Genomic DNA, 17,219 nt, shown 5'->3' on the forward strand with positions numbered 1-17,219 from the left:
CCATCCTTACTTCTACCCTGCGCCGTACTGCCCGCGTCAGCCCGTTCTAAGGACCTGCACTCCATGACCCGCCCCGTCCGCGTCGCCATAGTCGGAGCCGGCCCCGCCGGAATCTACGCAGCGGACGCGCTGCTGAAATCCGAGGCCGCTCAGGACCCGGGTGTTTCGATCGACCTGTTCGAGCGGATGCCCGCCCCCTTCGGCCTGATCCGCTACGGAGTGGCCCCTGACCACCCGCGGATCAAGGGCATCGTCCAGGCACTGCACCAGGTGCTCGACAAGCCACAGCTGCGACTGTTCGGCAACGTCGACTACCCCGCCGACATCGACCTGGACGATCTGCGGTCCTTCTACGACGCGGTGATCTTCTCCACCGGCGCCGACGCGGACCGCGCGCTCGACATCCCCGGCGGCTCCCTGGACGGTTCCCACGGCGCGGCCGACTTCGTCTCCTGGTACGACGGACACCCTGATGTGGCTCGCACCTGGCCCCTGGATGCGGAGAAGGTCGCCGTGCTCGGGGTGGGCAATGTGGCGCTGGACGTGGCACGCATGCTCGCCAAGACGGCGGACGAACTGCTGCCGACCGAGATACCCGCGAACGTCTACGAGGGCCTCAAGGCCAACAAGGCCCTGGAAGTGCATGTCTTCGGGCGTCGCGGTCCCGCGCAGGCCAAGTTCAGCCCGATGGAGCTGCGGGAGCTGGACCACTCACCGAACATCGAAGTCATCGTCAACCCCGAGGACATCGAGTACGACGCGGGCTCGATCGAGACCCGGCGCGGCAACAAGCAGGCCAACATGGTCGCCTCCACGCTGGAGAACTGGGCCATCCGCGACGTGGGCGACCGGCCGCACAAGCTGTTCCTGCACTTCTTCGAGTCCCCGGCCGAGATCCTCGGCGAGGACGGCCGGGTCGTCGGTCTGCGCACCGAGCGGACCGAGTTGGACGGCACCGGGAACGTCAAGGGCACCGGACGCTTCACCGACTGGGACGTACAGAGCGTCTACCGCGCGGTCGGCTACTACTCGCAGGAGCTCCCGAAGCTCCCGTTCGATGTGGCCTCCGGCACCGTCCCGCACGCCGCGGGGCGTGTCATCGACGGCGAGGAGCCCATGCCGTCGGTGTACGTCACGGGGTGGATCAAGCGCGGCCCGATCGGTCTGATCGGCCACACCAAGGGCGATGCCAACGAGACGGTCGCCTGCCTCCTGGACGACCACGCCACCGGCCGGCTGGCCGCCCCGGCGCAGCCCGAGCCGGAGGCCGTCACCGCCTTCCTGGAGGAGCGCGGCGTCCGCTACACCACCCGCGAGGGCTGGTACCGCCTGGACGCGCACGAGCAGGCCCTGGGCGCGGAGCAGGGACGCGAGAGGATCAAGGTCGTGGAGCGCGACGCCATGCTGGACGCTTCCGAGCCCCGCCGCTGACGGTACGGACGTTTCTGACCGTACGGTCCGTACGGGCGGAAGGGCAGCTCCGCCCACCTTGGCGGAGCTGCCCGGCCCGCGATTTCACTCAACGGCCCTGCAGCGCCCGGACATTGTCCCCGAACGTCCACCGTTCCTGGGCAGTGAGCAGGAGCAAGTCCTGTCTCACCGGCGCGCCCCGAACGGTGTTGGGCGCGCTGGTCCTCCGCTTTCTCGCCCTGGTCGGCGACACATATCGCGTATGCGATCCGTCCCGGGTGGGCGGAATCCCTACGACCTGGCCATGCGGGTGTGGCCAGAGGCGACGGGGAGGCCCCGCACCATCACGCTGGTGATACGGGGGCTCCGACTGCTGACGCCACACCCGGGGATGATTGTCATGCTCCCGACAAGAACCCTGACAGGCATTCACTGCGAAGCTCCGCGCACCACGACGCGCCCAACGCAGGTTGGTTCAGACCTTTCATCAATGGCTCCGAGTCGAGGGCGGATGCCGATAACCGGAGGCCGGTTGTAGACGGAAGTTGACTTAGCTTAGGCTTACCTAAATCCTCGCAGTCCGCGCGGGATCCAACTGCTCCGTCCACCAACCCATGAGGAACATCCATGTCCCGGTTCACCCGCGTGCGTCGCCGGACGCTCGCCGCAACTGCCACCGCCGCAGCGTTCGTTCTCGTCCTCGGTGGTTGTTCGTCGAGCGACGACGGCAAGGAGACCTCCGGCGCATCCGGGAAGAGCGACGGAGCGTTCCCCGTCTCGATCAAGAGCGCGCTCGGCACGGCCGAGATCAAGGAACAGCCCGAACGGATCGTCACCCTCGGCCAGGGCTCGGCCGAGACCGCCATAGCGCTCGGCCACACCCCGGTGGGCATGGAGAAGTACGAGTGGGGCAGCGACAAGACGGGCTATCTGCCCTGGATCCACGAGGCGGTGAAGAAGTCCGGCGACAAGCTGCCGACCCAGTTCACGGGCGGTGAGGACATCGATTTCGAGGCCATCACCGAGCTGGAGCCGGATGTCATCCTGGCGCCGTGGTCCGGGATCACGCAGAAGGATTACGACATCCTCAAGGACATCGCCCCCACCGTCGCCTACCCCGATCTGGCGTGGAGCACGGACTGGGACCAGCAGATAGACATCATCGCCAAGGCACTGGGACAGCCGGACCAGGCGAAGACCCTCGTCTCGAAGATCGAGAAGCAGTTGTCCGACGCGGCAGCGACCCGGCCGAACTACAAGAACTACAAGTTCTCGTACATCTACAACACCGGCCCCGGCACCCTCGGCGTGTTCAAGCCCAACGAGCAGCGCGTCAAGATGGTGTCCTCCCTCGGCCTCACCGTCGACCCGGTGGTGAACACCTTCAAGGAGACCAAGGGCACCGACTCGGCGCTCATCGGTCTGGAGAACGCCGAGAAGCTGAAGGACAGCGACCTGGTCTTCACCTTCTACATGGATGACAAGTCCCGCAAGGAGATCGAGGCTCAGCCGCTGTACGCGGCGATCCCCGCGGTCAAGAGCGGCGCCGTGGTCTCCAGCAAGGACAACTCCTTCGTCACGGCCTCCTCGATCATCAACCCGCTCACCGTGCCGTGGGTGATCGACCGCTACCTGCCGCTGATCGACAAGGCCATCAAGTCCGCCGACAACAACTGAGGCTGACCACCACACACATGGCCACCACCACACACGCACCGCCGAGCGGTGCCGGAACCTCACGGGCCGGCACCGCTCGGCGGGTGTATTCCCTCGTCATCGCAGTCGTCGTCCTCGTTCTCGCCGTGTTCGCGAGCGTCATGTTCGGCAGCCGGACCACCTCGTTCAGCGATGTGCTGCACGTCCTGTCCGGCACCGCCGATCCGAATGTCACCACCATCGTCGAGAGCCGCTATCCGAGGACCGCGCTCGGTGTACTCGCCGGTCTCTGTCTGGCCGTCGCGGGCACGCTCATGCAGGGCGTGACCCGTAATCCGCTGGCCGATCCCGGTCTCCTCGGGATCAACGCGGGCGCCTCGGCGAGCATCGTCGCCGCGACGGCCTTCCTGGGGGCGTCGGGCAGTACGGACACCATGTGGTGGGCGCTGCCCGGTGCGCTGATCGCCGGTCTGCTCGTCCATGCGATCGGATCAGCGGGTTCGGGCAGCGGACTGGTGCGGCTCGTGCTCACCGGGGCGGTGCTCTCCGCCGTGCTGATGGCGTTCATCCAGGCAGTGACCCTGAGCCGGCCGCAGGTGTTCGACAGCTACCGGTACTGGGTCGTCGGCGCGCTCGGCGGCAGGGACTTCGACGTCTTCCTGTCGGTTCTGCCGTTCGCTGTGGTCGGACTGGTAATAGCCGCGGTGCTGGGGCCCGGCCTCAACACGCTCGCACTCGGTGACTCGACCGCGGCGTCCCTCGGGGCGAATCCGGCCCTGGTCCGGGCGGGCGGGCTGCTCTCGGCCACGCTGCTGAGCGCCGCGGCAACTGCGGCGGTCGGCCCGATCGCCTTCGTCGGCCTGGCCGTTCCGCATGTGGTGCGGGCCCTGGTCGGTGTCGACTTCCGTATGCAGATCCTTTTCTCGGCGCTGGCCGGTCCCGCGCTGCTGCTCCTCGCGGATGTCGTGGGGCGGGTGGTCATGCGCCCGCAGGAACTGATGGTCGGTGTCGTGACGGCGTTCATCGGAGCGCCCGCACTGCTCATTGCCGTACGCAGGATGAGGGGCAACGCATGACGTCGCATCAGGCCGGATTCCGTACCGTCTCGCCCAGGGTGTTCCTGACGATCGGCAGGACGGTGGCCTTGCCGTTCCGGCGAGTGTCCGCGCTGACTGCACTCGTGCTGTTCGTGCTGCTCTTGGTGGCCGCCGTCGCCACGCTGTCGCTCGGGCGGCTGGGCATTCCGCTCGCCGATCTCGCCGGGGCGGTGACGGGCGGGGCCGAGGGCAGACACGCGTTCGTCCTGGAACGCCTGCGCGGCCCGCGTCTGGTGGTCGCCATGGGCACCGGCGCAGCCCTCGGTCTTTCCGGGGCACTGTTCCAGTCCGTCACCCGCAATCCGCTCGGCAGCCCGGATGTGATCGGGCTGGCGTCCGGCGCCGGCGCGGGCGCCGCGATCACCGCGCTGATGTTCCCGGGCACCGTGCCGGTGGCCCTCGGCGCACTGCTCGGTGCCATCCTCGCCATGGTGCTGGTCTACGTGTCGACCGGCACCGGGTTCCGTAACCCCGCACGGCTCGTCATCGCCGGGATCGGTGTCGCCGCGATCGGCACGGCGGTCACCCAGTACGTCGTCTACGCCATGGAGCGGGACCGGGCCGCCGTCCTCACCGCCTACGTCAACGGCAGCCTGTCGGCGCGGTCCTGGGACGACGCCACCACGATCTGGCTCGTGCTGCTGATCGTGGCCCCGCTCACCGCCCTGATCGCACGGCGGCTGGACATCGGGGAGATGGGCGACGACATCGCGGTCGCACTCGGATCCGAGCCCCGCAGCACGAAGACGATCGCCGTCGTGCTGGCGATCGTGCTCTCGGCGGGCGCCGTCAGTGTCGCCGGGCCCATCGCGTTCGTCTCGCTGACGGCTCCGCAGATCGCCAAGCGGATCACCCGGGTCTCCGGCCCGCACCTGTTGCTGTCGGCGCTGACCGGCGCGCTGCTGCTGGTGATCGCGGATCTCTGTGCCCAGCAACTGCCGCTTTTCGAGAACCTGCCCGTGGGTATCTACACGATGGCCATCGGGGGGGTGTACCTCGGCTGGCTGCTGGTACGGGAGTGGCGCCGGGGAGTGCTGTGAGGCCCTTCGGGAGCTGCCACTTGCCGCTGAATCAGGTGTTCGGCGCCACGGACACGCCCTCGCAGACGGCCCGTTCGTCGTCCTCTCCGGACGCCGGGTCCAGGTCACCCGCCCACAGCCGATCGTGACGAGGCCGACGCCGCGTCCAGGGATGATCTCCGTACCGGGCGTCCTGTCACCGTGACCGGACCGGCCTCCCCAGCCCCCACCCCACGGCCTCTCTTGAACGCGTTCAAGAGAGGCCGTAGAGTCGTCACCGAGCACACTTGAACATGTTCAAGTCGGGGGGTGGTCATGTCAGTACTGGTCGGTCTGATCGTGATGCTGGGCATGCTGGTGGTGGTTCCGATGGGGCTGCGGCTGACCGGTGCGCACGAGCTGGACCGGGTGCGCCGTCTGTGGCCGCTCTTCGCCGTGCCAGGCGCCGTCGCACTCTGGCTGCCACGAGGCGGGCCCGCCACCATCCTGGCGGCCTGCTACGCGCTCGGTGCCGTGCTCCTCGCCCTGCACGCCCCGCCACGGCTGCTCCGTAACCTCGCAGCGTCCGAAACCTCCGCCGTGACACCCACCGAGATCGCCCTGCTCACCGCCCTGATCACCCCGTCGATCGCTGCCATCGCGCTGGTCGCAGAACGCTCGGGGCACACACTCTTCGGCTTCGGGCTCGGCATCCTGGCACTGACCGTGCCGCACTTCCACTTCGCCGGATTCGCCGCCGCGCTGGTCTCGGGACTCGTCTGCCGGGTCGTCGACAGCGCCGCAGGAAGGTTCGCTGCGCTGAGCGTGCCGCTGGGCACCCTGCTCGTCCTGATCGGCTATTTCATCGGGGACTGGGCCGAGCTGGCCGGGGCCGTCGCTCTGACAGCGGGCATGTGGACCGTCGCCCTGCTCACCTGGCGATCGATCCGCGGCGGGCAACGGGACCGGATCACCCGGCTGCTGCTCGCCGCCTCGTCCGCCGTGCTCGTGGTCACCATGGTGCTCGCGCTGAGCTGGGCACTGGGAGAAGCCACCGGGCTCCCTCACCCCACGCTGACGTGGATGGCCGCCACCCACGGTCTCGGCAACGCACTCGGCTTCGCACTCTGCTCCATGCTTGCCTGGCGCAGGCTCCGGAACCACACCGATCACGAAGGCAGGACCGCATGAGCACCTTCACCTACCCCGAGGTCGGAGCCACTCGCCTCGGCCCGCTCCCCGACGGCTACCACCACCTCCACCACCGGACCCGGGTCGGGCGCGGCCGGGCCGACTTCGAGACAGCGGGCGCGGCGGTCACCGAATGGCGTATGCATCGCACCAGCGGAGCCGGGGTCCGTGCGTCGGCGGCCCGCGCCGAGGCCGGGGTCTCGGTTCGGGTGTCGCTGGGCATCGGCCCGTTCCGGTTCACCGCACCCTGCCGGGTCGTCTGGGCCACGTACGAGAAGGACCGCATCGGATTCGCCTACGGGACGCTGGTCCGGCACCCCGAGTGCGGCGAGGAGTCATTCGTGGTGGAGCTCGCGGACGACGGGGCGGTGTGGTTCACCGTCATGGCGTTCAGCCGCCCGGCCGCCTGGCACACCCGGCTCTCGGGGCCCGTCGTACCGGTGATCCAGCGGTGGTACGCCCGCCGGCTCGGCACCACGCTGCGCCGGATCGTCACCGAAGGCCGGTGAGCGCGGGTCTGAAGGGCCGAGCCGCGTCACCGGACCGATACTGAAGATGATGGAGTGGTTCACCGCAGACGGGTACTGGCTCAGCCGGCTGATCTTCCAGCGGGCTCTGGCCGGTATCTATCTGGTCGCGTTTCTCACCGCCGCGCTCCAGTTCCGGGCGCTGATCGGCGAACGCGGCATGCTGCCCGTACCGGATTTCCTGCGGCGTACGGACTGGCGCAGCGCGCCCGGCCTCTTCCGGCTCCACTACTCCGACCGCTTCTTCGCCCTCGTCTGCTGGACCGGCTGCGCGCTCGCCGTCGCACTGATTGCGGGCGTGGACGCGTATGTTCCGCTCTGGGCGGCGATGGTGCTCTGGGCACTGCCGTGGGCGCTCTATCTGTCGATCGTCCAGGTAGGCCAGACGTGGTACGGCTTCGGCTGGGAGTCCCTGCTGCTGGAGACCGGCTTCCTCGCCGTCTTTCTCGGCAACGCGGACACGGCGCCGCCCGTGCTGGTGCTGTGGCTGCTGCGCTGGGTGCTGTTCCGGGTGGAGTTCGGCGCCGGGCTGATCAAGATCCGCGGCGACGAGTGCTGGCGCAAGCTGACGTGTCTGTACTTCCACCACGAGACCCAGCCGATGCCGGGACCGCTGAGCTGGTTCTTCCACCGGCTGCCCAGGCCCGTCCACCGGGCCGAGGTGGCGGCCAACCATGTCACTCAACTCCTGGTGCCGGTGCTCCTCTTCACTCCGCAGCCGGTGGCGAGCGCGGCCGCGGGACTGATGATCGTCACCCAGCTGTGGCTGGTCGTCTCGGGGAACTTCGCCTGGCTGAACTGGGTGACGATCACTCTCGCCCTGTCCGCCGTCGACTGGTCCCTGTTCGCCGCGCCGCCCGCGCAGTCCGCGCCGCCGCTCTGGTACGAGATCGTCGTCATCGCGGTCACCGCGCTGGTCGCGTTCCTCAGCTACCGCCCGGCGCGCAATCTGGTCTCCCGCCGCCAGGTGATGAACCGCTCGTTCGACCCACTGCATCTGGTCAATACCTACGGCGCGTTCGGCAGCATCAGCCGGGTCCGGCTGGAGGTGGTGGTAGAGGGCACCGACGAGCAGGTGCTCCACGACGGCACGGTCTGGCGGGAGTACGGCTTCCGCGGCAAGCCGGGCGATCCGCGCCGGCTGCCCCGCCAGTTCGCCCCGTACCATCTGCGGCTCGACTGGCTGATGTGGTTCGCGGCGCTCTCCCCCGCGTACGCGGGCCCCTGGTTCGGCCAGTTCGTGGAGCGACTGCTGGAGAACGACCGGGACACGCTGCGGCTGCTGCGTCACAACCCGTTCCCCGAGACCCCGCCCACGCATGTCCGCGCCAGGCTGTACCACTACCGGTATACGACCTGGCGCGAACTGCGGGCCACGGGACGCTGGTGGCACCGCACTTACGTGCGGGACTACATGCCCCCCGTCTCGCTCGGTCCCTCCTGGCTCAGCCCGACCAGGCGATCTTGAACACCCAGGCGTGCTTCCCGATCCTGCGGGCCGCCGGTACGTCGATCACCAGCGAGCCACCCGTGGTGCGCCAGCTGAGCGGCCGGTCGTGGCCGAGCAGGGTGACCCGGTCACCGCTGCGGATCGGCACGGGGGCCTCCACGGTGAGGCTCGCGCCCGGCTGTGCCAGGGAGTGGATGTAGAACGCCTTGTCCGGCCGTGCGGTGAACCGCAGATCCTCGCCGAGCTGCGGCATCCGTGCCGCCGTCGGCCTTCGGCCCGATGTCGAGCAGGAAGTTCGGTCATGACGTCCGACGATTGGAGCATGACGCGAACCTGTCAATGCAATCTTCCCGACAGAAGGAAACTCTGTTCCCGCAACCATCGGATGACTGAATGGAGTTGATGTCTGTGGCGGGCAGTCCCCGAACAGTGGACGCCCCCAAACACTCGAGCTCCGGCCCACCCCTCGCGGGGTGCGGCCGGAGCTCGGGTTGTGAAGGTGTGAAGCGGTCAGTCGACGCTGGGCAGGATGTGCGGCTCGGCGAGGTCGTCCTCGTAGCCGGCCAGCCGGATCGGTGCGGACCTGGCCCAGACCTCGATGTTCCGGAGCTTCTCGGGCCCGCGGGCCCGCTCTCCGTGCCGTTCGGCGGGTCGCTTCTCGCGCTTCGTCAGTTCTGGTGTCGTCACCGCGCACTCCTTAGTGTCGCGTAACCCCGGGCGTCGCCGACGCCCCGGCCTCAATACCGGGAGTCGACCACCCGCGAGGGGCAGGGGCAAGAACGGTTCGGTCGCGGTGGCGCCGGGTACGGGGCGGGACGGCGACTTGGTTGACAAGTCTGTCCCAGGACGGTCGAGGAGGTTTTGTGGACTCCTCGATGACGTCCGTTCGCATCAGAGTAACCAAATGAGCGCGATCCCGCTCGATGGAATGTGTGCACTGGGTCACTTTCGGCCATCGAGTACGGAAAAGACCCGGCCGGGAACCAGTCCCGGGCCGGGTCCACGGCGCCGCACGAACGCAGCGCCACCGGTTGACTACCAGTTGGCGGGCGCGTAGTCCTTGAGGAAGCAGCCGTACAGGTCCTCGCCCTCCTCGCCGCGCACGATCGGGTCGTAGACGCGGGCGGCGCCGTCGACCAGGTCGAGCGGGGCGTGGAAGCCCTCTTCGGCAAGGCGGATCTTGTCGGGGTGCGGGCGCTCGTCGGTGATCCAGCCGGTGTCGACGGCGGTCATCAGGATGCCGTCCTTCTCGAACATCTCCTGGGCGCTGGTGCGGGTGAGCATGTTCAGCGCGGCCTTGGCCATGTTGGTGTGCGGGTGGCCCGCGCCCTTGTAGCCACGGCTGAACACGCCCTCCATCGCGGAGACGTTGACCACATAGGCGCGCTTGGCAGCGGTCGCCGCCATCGCCGGGCGGAGCCGGCTGATCAGGATGAACGGCGCGGTGGAGTTGCAGAGCTGGACTTCCAACAGCTCGATCGGTTCGACCTCTTCGACGGTCTGGATCCAGCTGTTGGTGTCATGCAGGTCGGGTACGAGACCGCCCGCGTCGATCGCCGTTCCGGCGGCGATCCGCTCCAGGGAGGCGGACCCGGTGACCAGGGCGAGCTCGGTGACGTCCTGCGCGCTCAGGCCTTCCTTGCGGGCGGCCGGGAGGGCCGCGACACGGTCGACGGTGCCGCTGCCGAAGGTGCCGATGACCTCGGCGGCGGGCAGCTCGCCCGCCGGGAGCGGGGCGGACTCGGCGTTGACCAGTTCGCTGTACGCGTTCGCGGACCGTCGCACGGTCTGCGCCGCGTTGTTGATCAGAATGTCCAGCGGGCCCTCTGCCGCGACCGAGTCGGCGAGCGCGACGACCTGGGCGGGGTCGCGCAGATCGATGCCGACGATCTTCAGCCGGTGGATCCACTCGTCGCTGTCCGGCATGGCCTTGAAACGGCGGATCGCGTCGTTGGGGAAACGGGTGGTGATGGTGGTGTGCGCGCCGTCGCGCAGCAGCCGCAGCGCGATGTACATGCCGATCTTCGCGCGGCCGCCGGTGAGGAGCGCGCGCCGGCCGGTGAGGTCCGTCCGTGCGTCGCGGCGCGAGCGGTTCTCCTTGGCGCACTGCTGGCAGAGCTGGTGGTAGAACGCGTCCACCTCGACGTACCTGGTCTTGCAGATGTAGCAGGACCGGGGCCGCTGGAGCACTCCCGCGATCTCGGCACGGGCCGAGGACGACGGCAGGACCCCCTGGGTCTCGTCGTCGATGCGGTCGGCCGAGCCGGTCGCGGTGGCCTCGGTGACGGCCTTGTCGTGCGCGGTCTTGGCGGCGCGGCGCTCCTGACGACGGCGCTGCTTCACGGTCCGGTAGATCCCGGCCGTGGCGCGGCGCACGGTGATGGCGTCGGGGTGGTCGACCTCGATGTTGTCGAGTTCGTCGAGCACGCTCAGGCAGACGGCCAGCCTCTCCGGGTCAATACCGGGACCGAACTCCTCAGTACCGGGAGCGAGCTCCGGGCTGTCCTCTGTCACCGTCATTGCCGTTCCTCTGTCGCTTGTCACTCGTGGCGCCGACCGCCATACATGCTCCTGCCGGGCCGAACGCCCCGATCAAGTCTGCCATGCACCGGATGCTGCTCCGTTCGCGTGACTTCACAGGGCTTTGCCGCAGTTCGCGGGCGCGCGTGTGCATGGCTGCGCCCCTCCGCCCCGACGGCTCCTCCACGGATCGGTCACATATGCTTCCCTGCGATACGGCCAGGGTTGAGCTGTGCCGTCCTTACAGGGGGGTGGAGAGTGGCTGAACTCCCTTCGGGCGGCTCTCCGGCGCAGCATGTGCGCCCGGCCGCCATCCCTGTACAGAACAGACTTGTGCCGGTCGGCAACAGTTCGGTGTGGGACGTCGATGCCATGATCCTGCTGGTCGAGGACGACGCCGGTGATGCGCTCCTCGTCGAGGAGATGCTCGCAGACAGCGAGCTGGACTCCGCACTGACCTGGTGCAGGACGCTCTCGGAGGCGCGCCGGTTCCTGGCCGGCTGCCGGACCCCGTGCTGCGTACTGCTCGATCTGCACCTGTCCGATGTGTACGGCCTGGACGCCGTCACCCAGATCGTCGAGTCGGCGCCCGACGCGGCCATTGTGGTGCTGACCGGCAGGGCCGAGGCCGATACGGGCCTGTCGGCCGTGGCGACCGGCGCCCAGGACTATCTCGTCAAGGGGCGGCTGGATCCGGAGGCGCTGGGCCGCTCGGTCCGGTACGCCCTCCAGCGCAAGCAGGTCGAGCGCGCCGCCGCGGCGCTGCGTGCCAACCGGCTGATGGCGCAGGAGAACGCCCGCCTCGAACGCGGGCTGCTGCCCGTGCCCCTGCTGCGCGACGACTCCTTCGAAGCCGTGGCACGATACGCACCGGGCCGGGCCCACGCCCTGCTCAGCGGTGACTTCTACGACGTGGTGCAGACGTCCGACGGCACGGTGCACGCGGTGATCGGCGATGTGTCGGGGCACGGGGCGGCGGAGGCGGCGCTGGGTGTCTGTCTGCGGGTGGCCTGGCGCACCGCGGTGTTGTGCGCCACCGGCCAGCTCGAACGCGTCAGGTTGCTGGAGGAGATCCTGGTCGCCGAACGCTCCGACCCGCATGTCTTCGCCACCCTCACCTCGCTGTCCTTCGCGCCGGACCGCAGTCGGGTGCGGGTGGTGCGGGCCGGTCACCCCGGGCTGCTGCTGCGCAGCGGCGCCCTGGTGAGCTGGGTCGAGCCCGAGCCCGGGATGGCCCTGGGGCTGCTCCCGGGGGCGGGACGGTGGAGCGCCTCGGAGCTGTCCCTGCCCGGGGACGGCCGGATCGTCCTCTTCACGGACGGCCTCTTCGAGGGGCGCACGGGGCCTGGTTCCCGGCTGGGCGAGGACGGGCTGCTCGCCATGGCCCGCAGGCACGGGTCGCTGGCGGCCCGTGCCTTTGTGGACACCCTGGTCGACGAGGCCGCCGGGGCCGCGTCCCCGTACGGCGGTCTCGCCGACGACGTGGCCGTGCTCCATCTGGGCTGGGGACGGGGGGAGCCGCGATGAGCGGCCGGGACGCATCGCCGGTCCGTCGGCGCGGCCTCGCCTCTCGCCTGTCGGTCCAGAACTGGGTCCATCTGATTCTCGCTGTCTTCGTACTGGTCGTCTGCGCCGGGCTGACCGTCGGTGGCCTGGTGCTGTCCCGGATATCCGACCGCACCACCGAGCTGGTGGACCGCATCCAGCCCGCCCGCTCATCGTCCTTCCAGTTGCAGAACGCCCTGCTGGACCAGGAGACCGGGGTCCGGGGATACGCGCTCACCGGTGACTCGACCTTCCTGCGGCCGTACGAGGCGGGGATGCGGGACGAGAAGCTGCGGCTGGCCAAGGTGCGTGCCCTCGTCGGGGACGAGCAGCCCTTCGCCCGCGATCTCGACCGGATCGCCGCAGCCGCGCGGGACTGGCGCAGCCGGCACGCCGAGCCGCTGGTCGCCGCGGTCCGCCGGGACGGCCCGGCGTCCGAGTCCTCGGCCCCGATCCGGCGGAGCAGGGGCGAATTCGACACTCTGCGGCGGCTGTACACGACACAGCAGGCGCATCTCGATGTGGCGCGTGACCGGGCCCGCGCCGATCTGAGCACGGCCCGCATCACCCGTGACCAGGTATTCATCTCGCTGGTCGTGGGCTTTCTGCTGGCGGTTGTCTCGCTGAGTCTGCTGCTGAACCGGATGGTGGGCCGGCCACTGCGCCGGCTGACCGCCGCCTCGGACACGGTCAGCTCGGGGGCGTTCCGTAACCGGATCGAGGTCGACGGACCGTCCGATGTGCGGGCGGTGGCAGCGGCCGTGGAGGACATGCGCCGCCGCATCGTCGAGGAGCTCGCCGAATCCCAGGAGCGCGGGACGCTGCTGGCGGAACAGGCCCAGGAGCTGCGCCGGTCCAATGCCGAACTGGAGCAGTTCGCCTATGTCGCCTCGCACGATCTGCAGGAACCGCTGCGCAAGGTCGCCTCGTTCTGCCGGCTTCTGGAGAAGCGGTACGCCGCGGAGCTCGACGACCGGGCGCGGCAGTACATCGACTACGCGGTCGACGGCGCCAAGCGGATGCAGGTGCTGATCAACGATCTGCTCACCTTCTCCCGTATGGGGCGGGTGCACGACAAGTGGAAGCCGGTCGACCTCGACCGCGCCCTCGACCGTGCGCTGGCCAATCTCGCGCTGGTCGTCGAGGAGTCCGGTGCCACGGTCGTCCGGGAGGGCCCGCTGCCCGAACCGACCGGGGACGCGACGGCGCTCTCCATGGTCTGGCAGAACCTGATCGGCAACGCGGTGAAGTTCCGCCGCCCCGAGGTACCGTGCCGGATCACGGTCGGCTGTGTACGGGACGGCGACGACTGGCACTTCTCCGTTGCGGACAACGGCATAGGTATCGCGCCGGAGTTCTCGCAGAAGGTGTTCGTCATCTTCCAGCGTCTGCACGGCAGGGAGCAGTACGAGGGAACGGGCATCGGTCTGGCCCTGTGCCGGAAGATCGTGGAGTTCCACGGGGGACGGATCTGGCTGGAGCCGGAGGCAGCCGAAGGCACCTGTATCCGCTTCACGTTGCCGGTCACCCCCGCCGCACCCGCGCACACCACTGCTGAACCACTCGTCGCGGAATCCGTCGTGGGGCGGCCCGGCCATGGCTGAGATCTGCCGGGTTTTCCCCGGAGTGGGACCGTTCGTCGCGGGTAGGCGAACGTCGAGTAGCTGTCATCGAACACCCCTGCGTCGCCCTGGCTGGAGCACATGAACGAACAGGTCACCTCGCGACCGACCGGCCGCCCCTGCGGAGACCGGCTCACGGACGTTCTGCACAGCGCCGAGGTGTTCGACGGCGAGCCCGGCTGCATCGCGCAGGCGCGGGCCCTGGCCGACCGCTTTCTGGTCCGGCTGGCCGCGGAGTGGCTCGCGGTGTTCGGCGAGCACACCCGCAGCGATCTGATGCTGGCCGTGAGCGAGCTGGTCACCAATGCGGACCGCTACAGCCAGGGCCCGTATCTGCTGGAGCTGGAGGGCACCGCGGAGCGCGTCAGCGTCACGGTGTACGACAGCAGCACGGCCTTGCCGCTGTTCTACTCACCCGACCCGACGCGCCCCGGCGGGCACGGCATGGAGATCGTGGTGGCGCTGTGCGACCGGCTGACCGCCGAGCGCGTGCCGGTGGGCAAGCGCATCCGGGCCGAGTTCGAGCTGAGCAGCTGAGCTGTGGGGCGGGCGGGACGCCGCCCGCCCCACGACCACGGTCAGCCCAGTGCGGGCGGGGCGTCCGCGGCCGAAGTGCCCCAGTCCGACGGCTCGCTGCCCACCGTGAAGGAGAGCGAACGGGCCGAGCGGATGTCGTCGGTGGTGAGGTAGGTGCGGGACTGCGCGGTCCCGTCGAGCCGGGCCGACCGGATGTAGCGGTCGGTGTCCGAAGTGCCCGGTGCGCTGACGGTGAGCGATCCGCGCGGGTAGTAGCGGCGGTCGAGCTTGATGTCGACGCGCTCGAAGGCGGGCGTGGACAGGCCCCAGGTGTCGGTGCCCGGCTGGACCGGGAAGACGCCGATGGAGGACAGCACCATCCATGCGGACATGGTGCCGAGGTCGTCGTTGCCCGTCATGCCGGTCGGGGTGTCGGTGAACAGGGTGAGGGCCGCGTGCACCACGTCGGTGGTCTTCCACGGCTGGCCGGTGGAGAGATAGGTGTACGGGGCGATGAGGTCGGGCTCGTTCTGCGGGTTGTACTTGTCGGCGTTGTAGTACGCGTACGGGCCGTTGACCCAGACCTCACGGGCGGTCTTCGCCGGGTCGGCGAGCAGCTTGTCGTATGCGAAGAAGGAGTCGAGCCGCTGGTTGGCGGCGTCCTTCCCGCCGATCAGTCCGACCATGCCGGGCAGGTCCTGCGGAACGAGCCACTGGTACTGCCAGGACGTGCCCTCGTGGAAGCCCTCGCTCTGGGCCGGGTCGGCGGGTCCGGTGAAGGCCCCGGCGGCGTCGCGGGCGCGGAAGAAGCCGGTCGACGGGTCGAAGATCTTCCGGTAGTTCTGGGCTCGGTCCTCATACCGCTTCGCATCGGCGTCGTGGCCGAGATCGCGGGCCATCTCGCCGAGCATCGCGTCGGAGAGGGCGTACTCCAGGGTGGCGGAAGCGCCGTGATCGAAGTCCGAGTCACCGGGCTTGGCGTGCTGACGGTCCTTGATGTAGGGGGCGAACCCGTTCTTCAGATACTGCACGTTGGCCTCGCGGCCGACGGGCGCGGAGTCGGTGGGCGGCACCCCGTCGGCGTTCTTCTTCAGGGCCCGGTACGCCTCTTCCTCGTGCCCCTTCAGCAGCCCCTGCTGGTAGGCGTTGGTGAGGAACGGGGTGACGGGGTCGCCCGTCATGATGTTCGTCTCGACCGTGCCGTACCCCCACTTGGGGAGCCAGCCGCTCTCGGCGTCGATGCGCAGGACCGAGATCGCCATGTCGCGCGATTCGCGCGGGGCCAGGAGCGAGAGGAGCTGCGCCTGCGTGCGGTAGGTGTCCCAGAGCGACCAGTTCTGGTAGTACGTGAATACCCCGTCGGCAGCAACAGCGTGGTGGGTCTTCTGGTCCCAGCCGGTGTAGCGGCCGTCGACGTCGCTGCCGATGTTGGGAGCGAGGAAGGACCGGTAGAGGGACGAGTAGAAGGTGCGGCGGAGCTGGTCGCTGCCGCCCTGCGCCTTCACGCCTTCGAGCCGCCCCTCCCAGGCATGCTGAGCGGCGTGCTCGACCCGGTCGAAGCTGCGGCCGCCCTCGGTGCGGAGGTTGAGAGCGGCACCCTTGGCGTCGACGTAGCTCAGGGCGGTGGTGGCCTCGACGGTGCGGTCCTTCGTTGTGTCGAAGCGCAGCCACGCGCCGTTGCGGGCGCCACCGGCCGAGGACTCCTTGGATCCCTCGGTGACGGTATCGCCGTTCCAGGTGCCGGAGGTGGTGAACGGCCGGTCGAAGCGGGTGATCGTGTAGAGCGTGTACGGCTTGGTGTCCTGGCAGAAGCCGCTGCCGGTGATCTCGGTCCGTACCGTCCGGCTGTCGAGGATCTCGACCTTGGACGAGAGCGTCCGGTGCAGCGACTGGCCCGCGTTGAGCAGGACGTTGGCCTTGTCGGTGGCCGGGAACGTGTAGCGCTGTACACCGGTGCGCTTGCTCGCGGTGAGTTCGGCGTCGATCCCGGTCTTCAGCCCGACCTTGTAGTAGCCGGGGCTCGCCTTCTCGTCATCGTGGCTGAACTCCGCCGCGTACTTGGCGTAGTCGGTCTGTGTGACGTCTCCGGTGGTGGGCAGGGTCGGCAGATCGCCGCCCAGACCGCAGCCGACACCGGAGAGATGGATGGCGGAGAAGCCGCGTATGTGGTTCTCGCCGTAGTCGTAGCCGGTGTTGTGGCCGGTGTCCGGGGAGAACTGCACCATGCCGAACGGCACGGAGGCGCCGGGGTAGGTGTTGCCCTCGTTCTGGGTGCCGATGAACGGGTTGACCAGGTCGGTCAGTTGTTCGTCGGCGCGGGGCGCGGCCTGGGCCGTGGCCCCGGTGGTGAGGACACCGCCGAGGAGCGCTGCGGCGGCGAGTACGGCCGCCGGGCCGCGAAGTCGCGGCCGTGGGGTCCGGTGCATGGGGTACTCCTCCTTGGACAACGTTGTCAAAGCGCGATCATTCTTGGTTCCCGGGTGATGCGCGTCAAGGGTTCGGACGGACTCCGCTCGCTGCTCTACTCACTCGGTGAACCGCCCCGGAGCCAGGCGTCACCCGCCGTGCACAACGTGATCAGCGGTGGCGTCCAGCACGGGCCGGTCATCCAGACCGGCCGCATCGACGGATCGGTGCTGTCCACGCCGCACAACGTCTGACACATCCCTCTCCGGGTCGTTCGGATC

15 protein-coding genes are annotated in these 17,219 nt (G+C 69.1%); 11 read left to right on the top strand and 4 right to left on the bottom strand.

Features of this window, described 5'->3' with window-relative positions; all coding sequences use genetic code 11:
* Positions 1-63: 63 nt before the first annotated feature.
* The 7 genes from NRF20_RS05415 (at position 64) to NRF20_RS05445 (ending at position 8,347) form a co-directional block, all read left to right on the top strand.
* On the top strand, positions 64-1,431 hold the full coding sequence (locus tag NRF20_RS05415; protein ID WP_398633665.1) for an FAD-dependent oxidoreductase: 1,368 nt from the start codon (positions 64-66) through the stop codon (positions 1,429-1,431).
* Between the two features lie 606 nt (positions 1,432-2,037).
* The gene (locus tag NRF20_RS05420) at positions 2,038-3,087 is read left to right on the top strand and encodes an iron-siderophore ABC transporter substrate-binding protein (protein WP_398633666.1); all 1,050 of its coding nucleotides are present in this window, start codon (positions 2,038-2,040) and stop codon (positions 3,085-3,087) included.
* A 17-nt stretch (positions 3,088-3,104) separates the two neighbouring features.
* Complete coding sequence (locus NRF20_RS05425; protein ID WP_413752109.1) at positions 3,105-4,142, top strand: FecCD family ABC transporter permease; 1,038 nt, start codon at positions 3,105-3,107, stop codon at positions 4,140-4,142.
* Positions 4,139-5,203, top strand: coding sequence for a FecCD family ABC transporter permease (locus NRF20_RS05430; RefSeq protein ID WP_413752110.1), 1,065 nt, complete (start codon positions 4,139-4,141; stop codon positions 5,201-5,203). Before NRF20_RS05425 ends, NRF20_RS05430 begins: the two co-directional genes overlap by 4 nt.
* Before the next feature lie 294 nt (positions 5,204-5,497).
* Positions 5,498-6,352, top strand: coding sequence for a YndJ family protein (locus NRF20_RS05435; RefSeq protein ID WP_413752111.1), 855 nt, complete (start codon positions 5,498-5,500; stop codon positions 6,350-6,352).
* A complete protein-coding gene (locus tag NRF20_RS05440) occupies positions 6,349-6,861 on the top strand; it encodes a DUF1990 family protein (protein ID WP_398633670.1) in 513 nt (170 codons plus the stop codon). Before NRF20_RS05435 ends, NRF20_RS05440 begins: the two co-directional genes overlap by 4 nt.
* A gap of 49 nt (positions 6,862-6,910) precedes the next feature.
* Positions 6,911-8,347, top strand: a complete 1,437-nt coding sequence (locus NRF20_RS05445; RefSeq protein WP_398633671.1) for a lipase maturation factor family protein — start codon at positions 6,911-6,913, stop codon at positions 8,345-8,347.
* Here NRF20_RS05445 and NRF20_RS05450 read toward each other — a convergent pair.
* From NRF20_RS05450 to NRF20_RS05460, 3 genes are all read right to left on the bottom strand, one after another.
* Positions 8,325-8,582: an alpha-L-fucosidase C-terminal domain-containing protein gene (locus tag NRF20_RS05450; protein WP_398633672.1), complete on the bottom strand. Its 258-nt coding sequence runs from the start codon at positions 8,580-8,582 to the stop codon at positions 8,325-8,327. The two genes, NRF20_RS05445 and NRF20_RS05450, sit on opposite strands and share 23 nt — an antisense overlap.
* Positions 8,583-8,839: 257 nt before the next feature.
* Positions 8,840-9,016: a hypothetical protein gene (locus NRF20_RS05455; RefSeq protein ID WP_266355410.1), complete on the bottom strand. Its 177-nt coding sequence runs from the start codon at positions 9,014-9,016 to the stop codon at positions 8,840-8,842.
* Between the two features lie 348 nt (positions 9,017-9,364).
* Positions 9,365-10,849, bottom strand: coding sequence for an SDR family NAD(P)-dependent oxidoreductase (locus NRF20_RS05460; protein WP_398633673.1), 1,485 nt, complete (start codon positions 10,847-10,849; stop codon positions 9,365-9,367).
* A gap of 297 nt (positions 10,850-11,146) precedes the next feature.
* On the opposite strand from NRF20_RS05460, the gene NRF20_RS05465 reads away from it, so the two are divergent.
* From NRF20_RS05465 to NRF20_RS05475, 3 genes are all read left to right on the top strand, one after another.
* Complete coding sequence (locus tag NRF20_RS05465) at positions 11,147-12,376, top strand: PP2C family protein-serine/threonine phosphatase (RefSeq protein WP_398633698.1); 1,230 nt, start codon at positions 11,147-11,149, stop codon at positions 12,374-12,376.
* Positions 12,373-13,998 carry an ATP-binding protein gene (locus tag NRF20_RS05470; protein WP_398633674.1) on the top strand — a complete coding sequence of 542 codons (1,626 nt, stop codon included), beginning with the start codon at positions 12,373-12,375 and terminating at the stop codon, positions 13,996-13,998. Before NRF20_RS05465 ends, NRF20_RS05470 begins: the two co-directional genes overlap by 4 nt.
* Positions 13,999-14,097: 99 nt before the next feature.
* Positions 14,098-14,553, top strand: coding sequence for an ATP-binding protein (locus tag NRF20_RS05475; protein ID WP_398633675.1), 456 nt, complete (start codon positions 14,098-14,100; stop codon positions 14,551-14,553).
* Positions 14,554-14,594: 41 nt separating this feature from the next.
* Here the strand turns inward: NRF20_RS05475 and NRF20_RS05480 are convergent, their stop codons facing one another.
* Positions 14,595-16,958 carry a GH92 family glycosyl hydrolase gene (locus NRF20_RS05480; RefSeq protein ID WP_413752112.1) on the bottom strand — a complete coding sequence of 788 codons (2,364 nt, stop codon included), beginning with the start codon at positions 16,956-16,958 and terminating at the stop codon, positions 14,595-14,597.
* Positions 16,959-17,015: 57 nt separating this feature from the next.
* Between NRF20_RS05480 and NRF20_RS05485 the strand changes: the two genes are divergently transcribed.
* Positions 17,016-17,192: a hypothetical protein gene (locus tag NRF20_RS05485; RefSeq protein WP_398633677.1), complete on the top strand. Its 177-nt coding sequence runs from the start codon at positions 17,016-17,018 to the stop codon at positions 17,190-17,192.
* Positions 17,193-17,219: the final 27 nt, after the last annotated feature.

This window comes from Streptomyces sp. R-74717, assembly GCF_047305335.1.
Taxonomy (GTDB): Bacteria; Actinomycetota; Actinomycetes; order Streptomycetales; family Streptomycetaceae; genus Streptomyces; species Streptomyces atratus.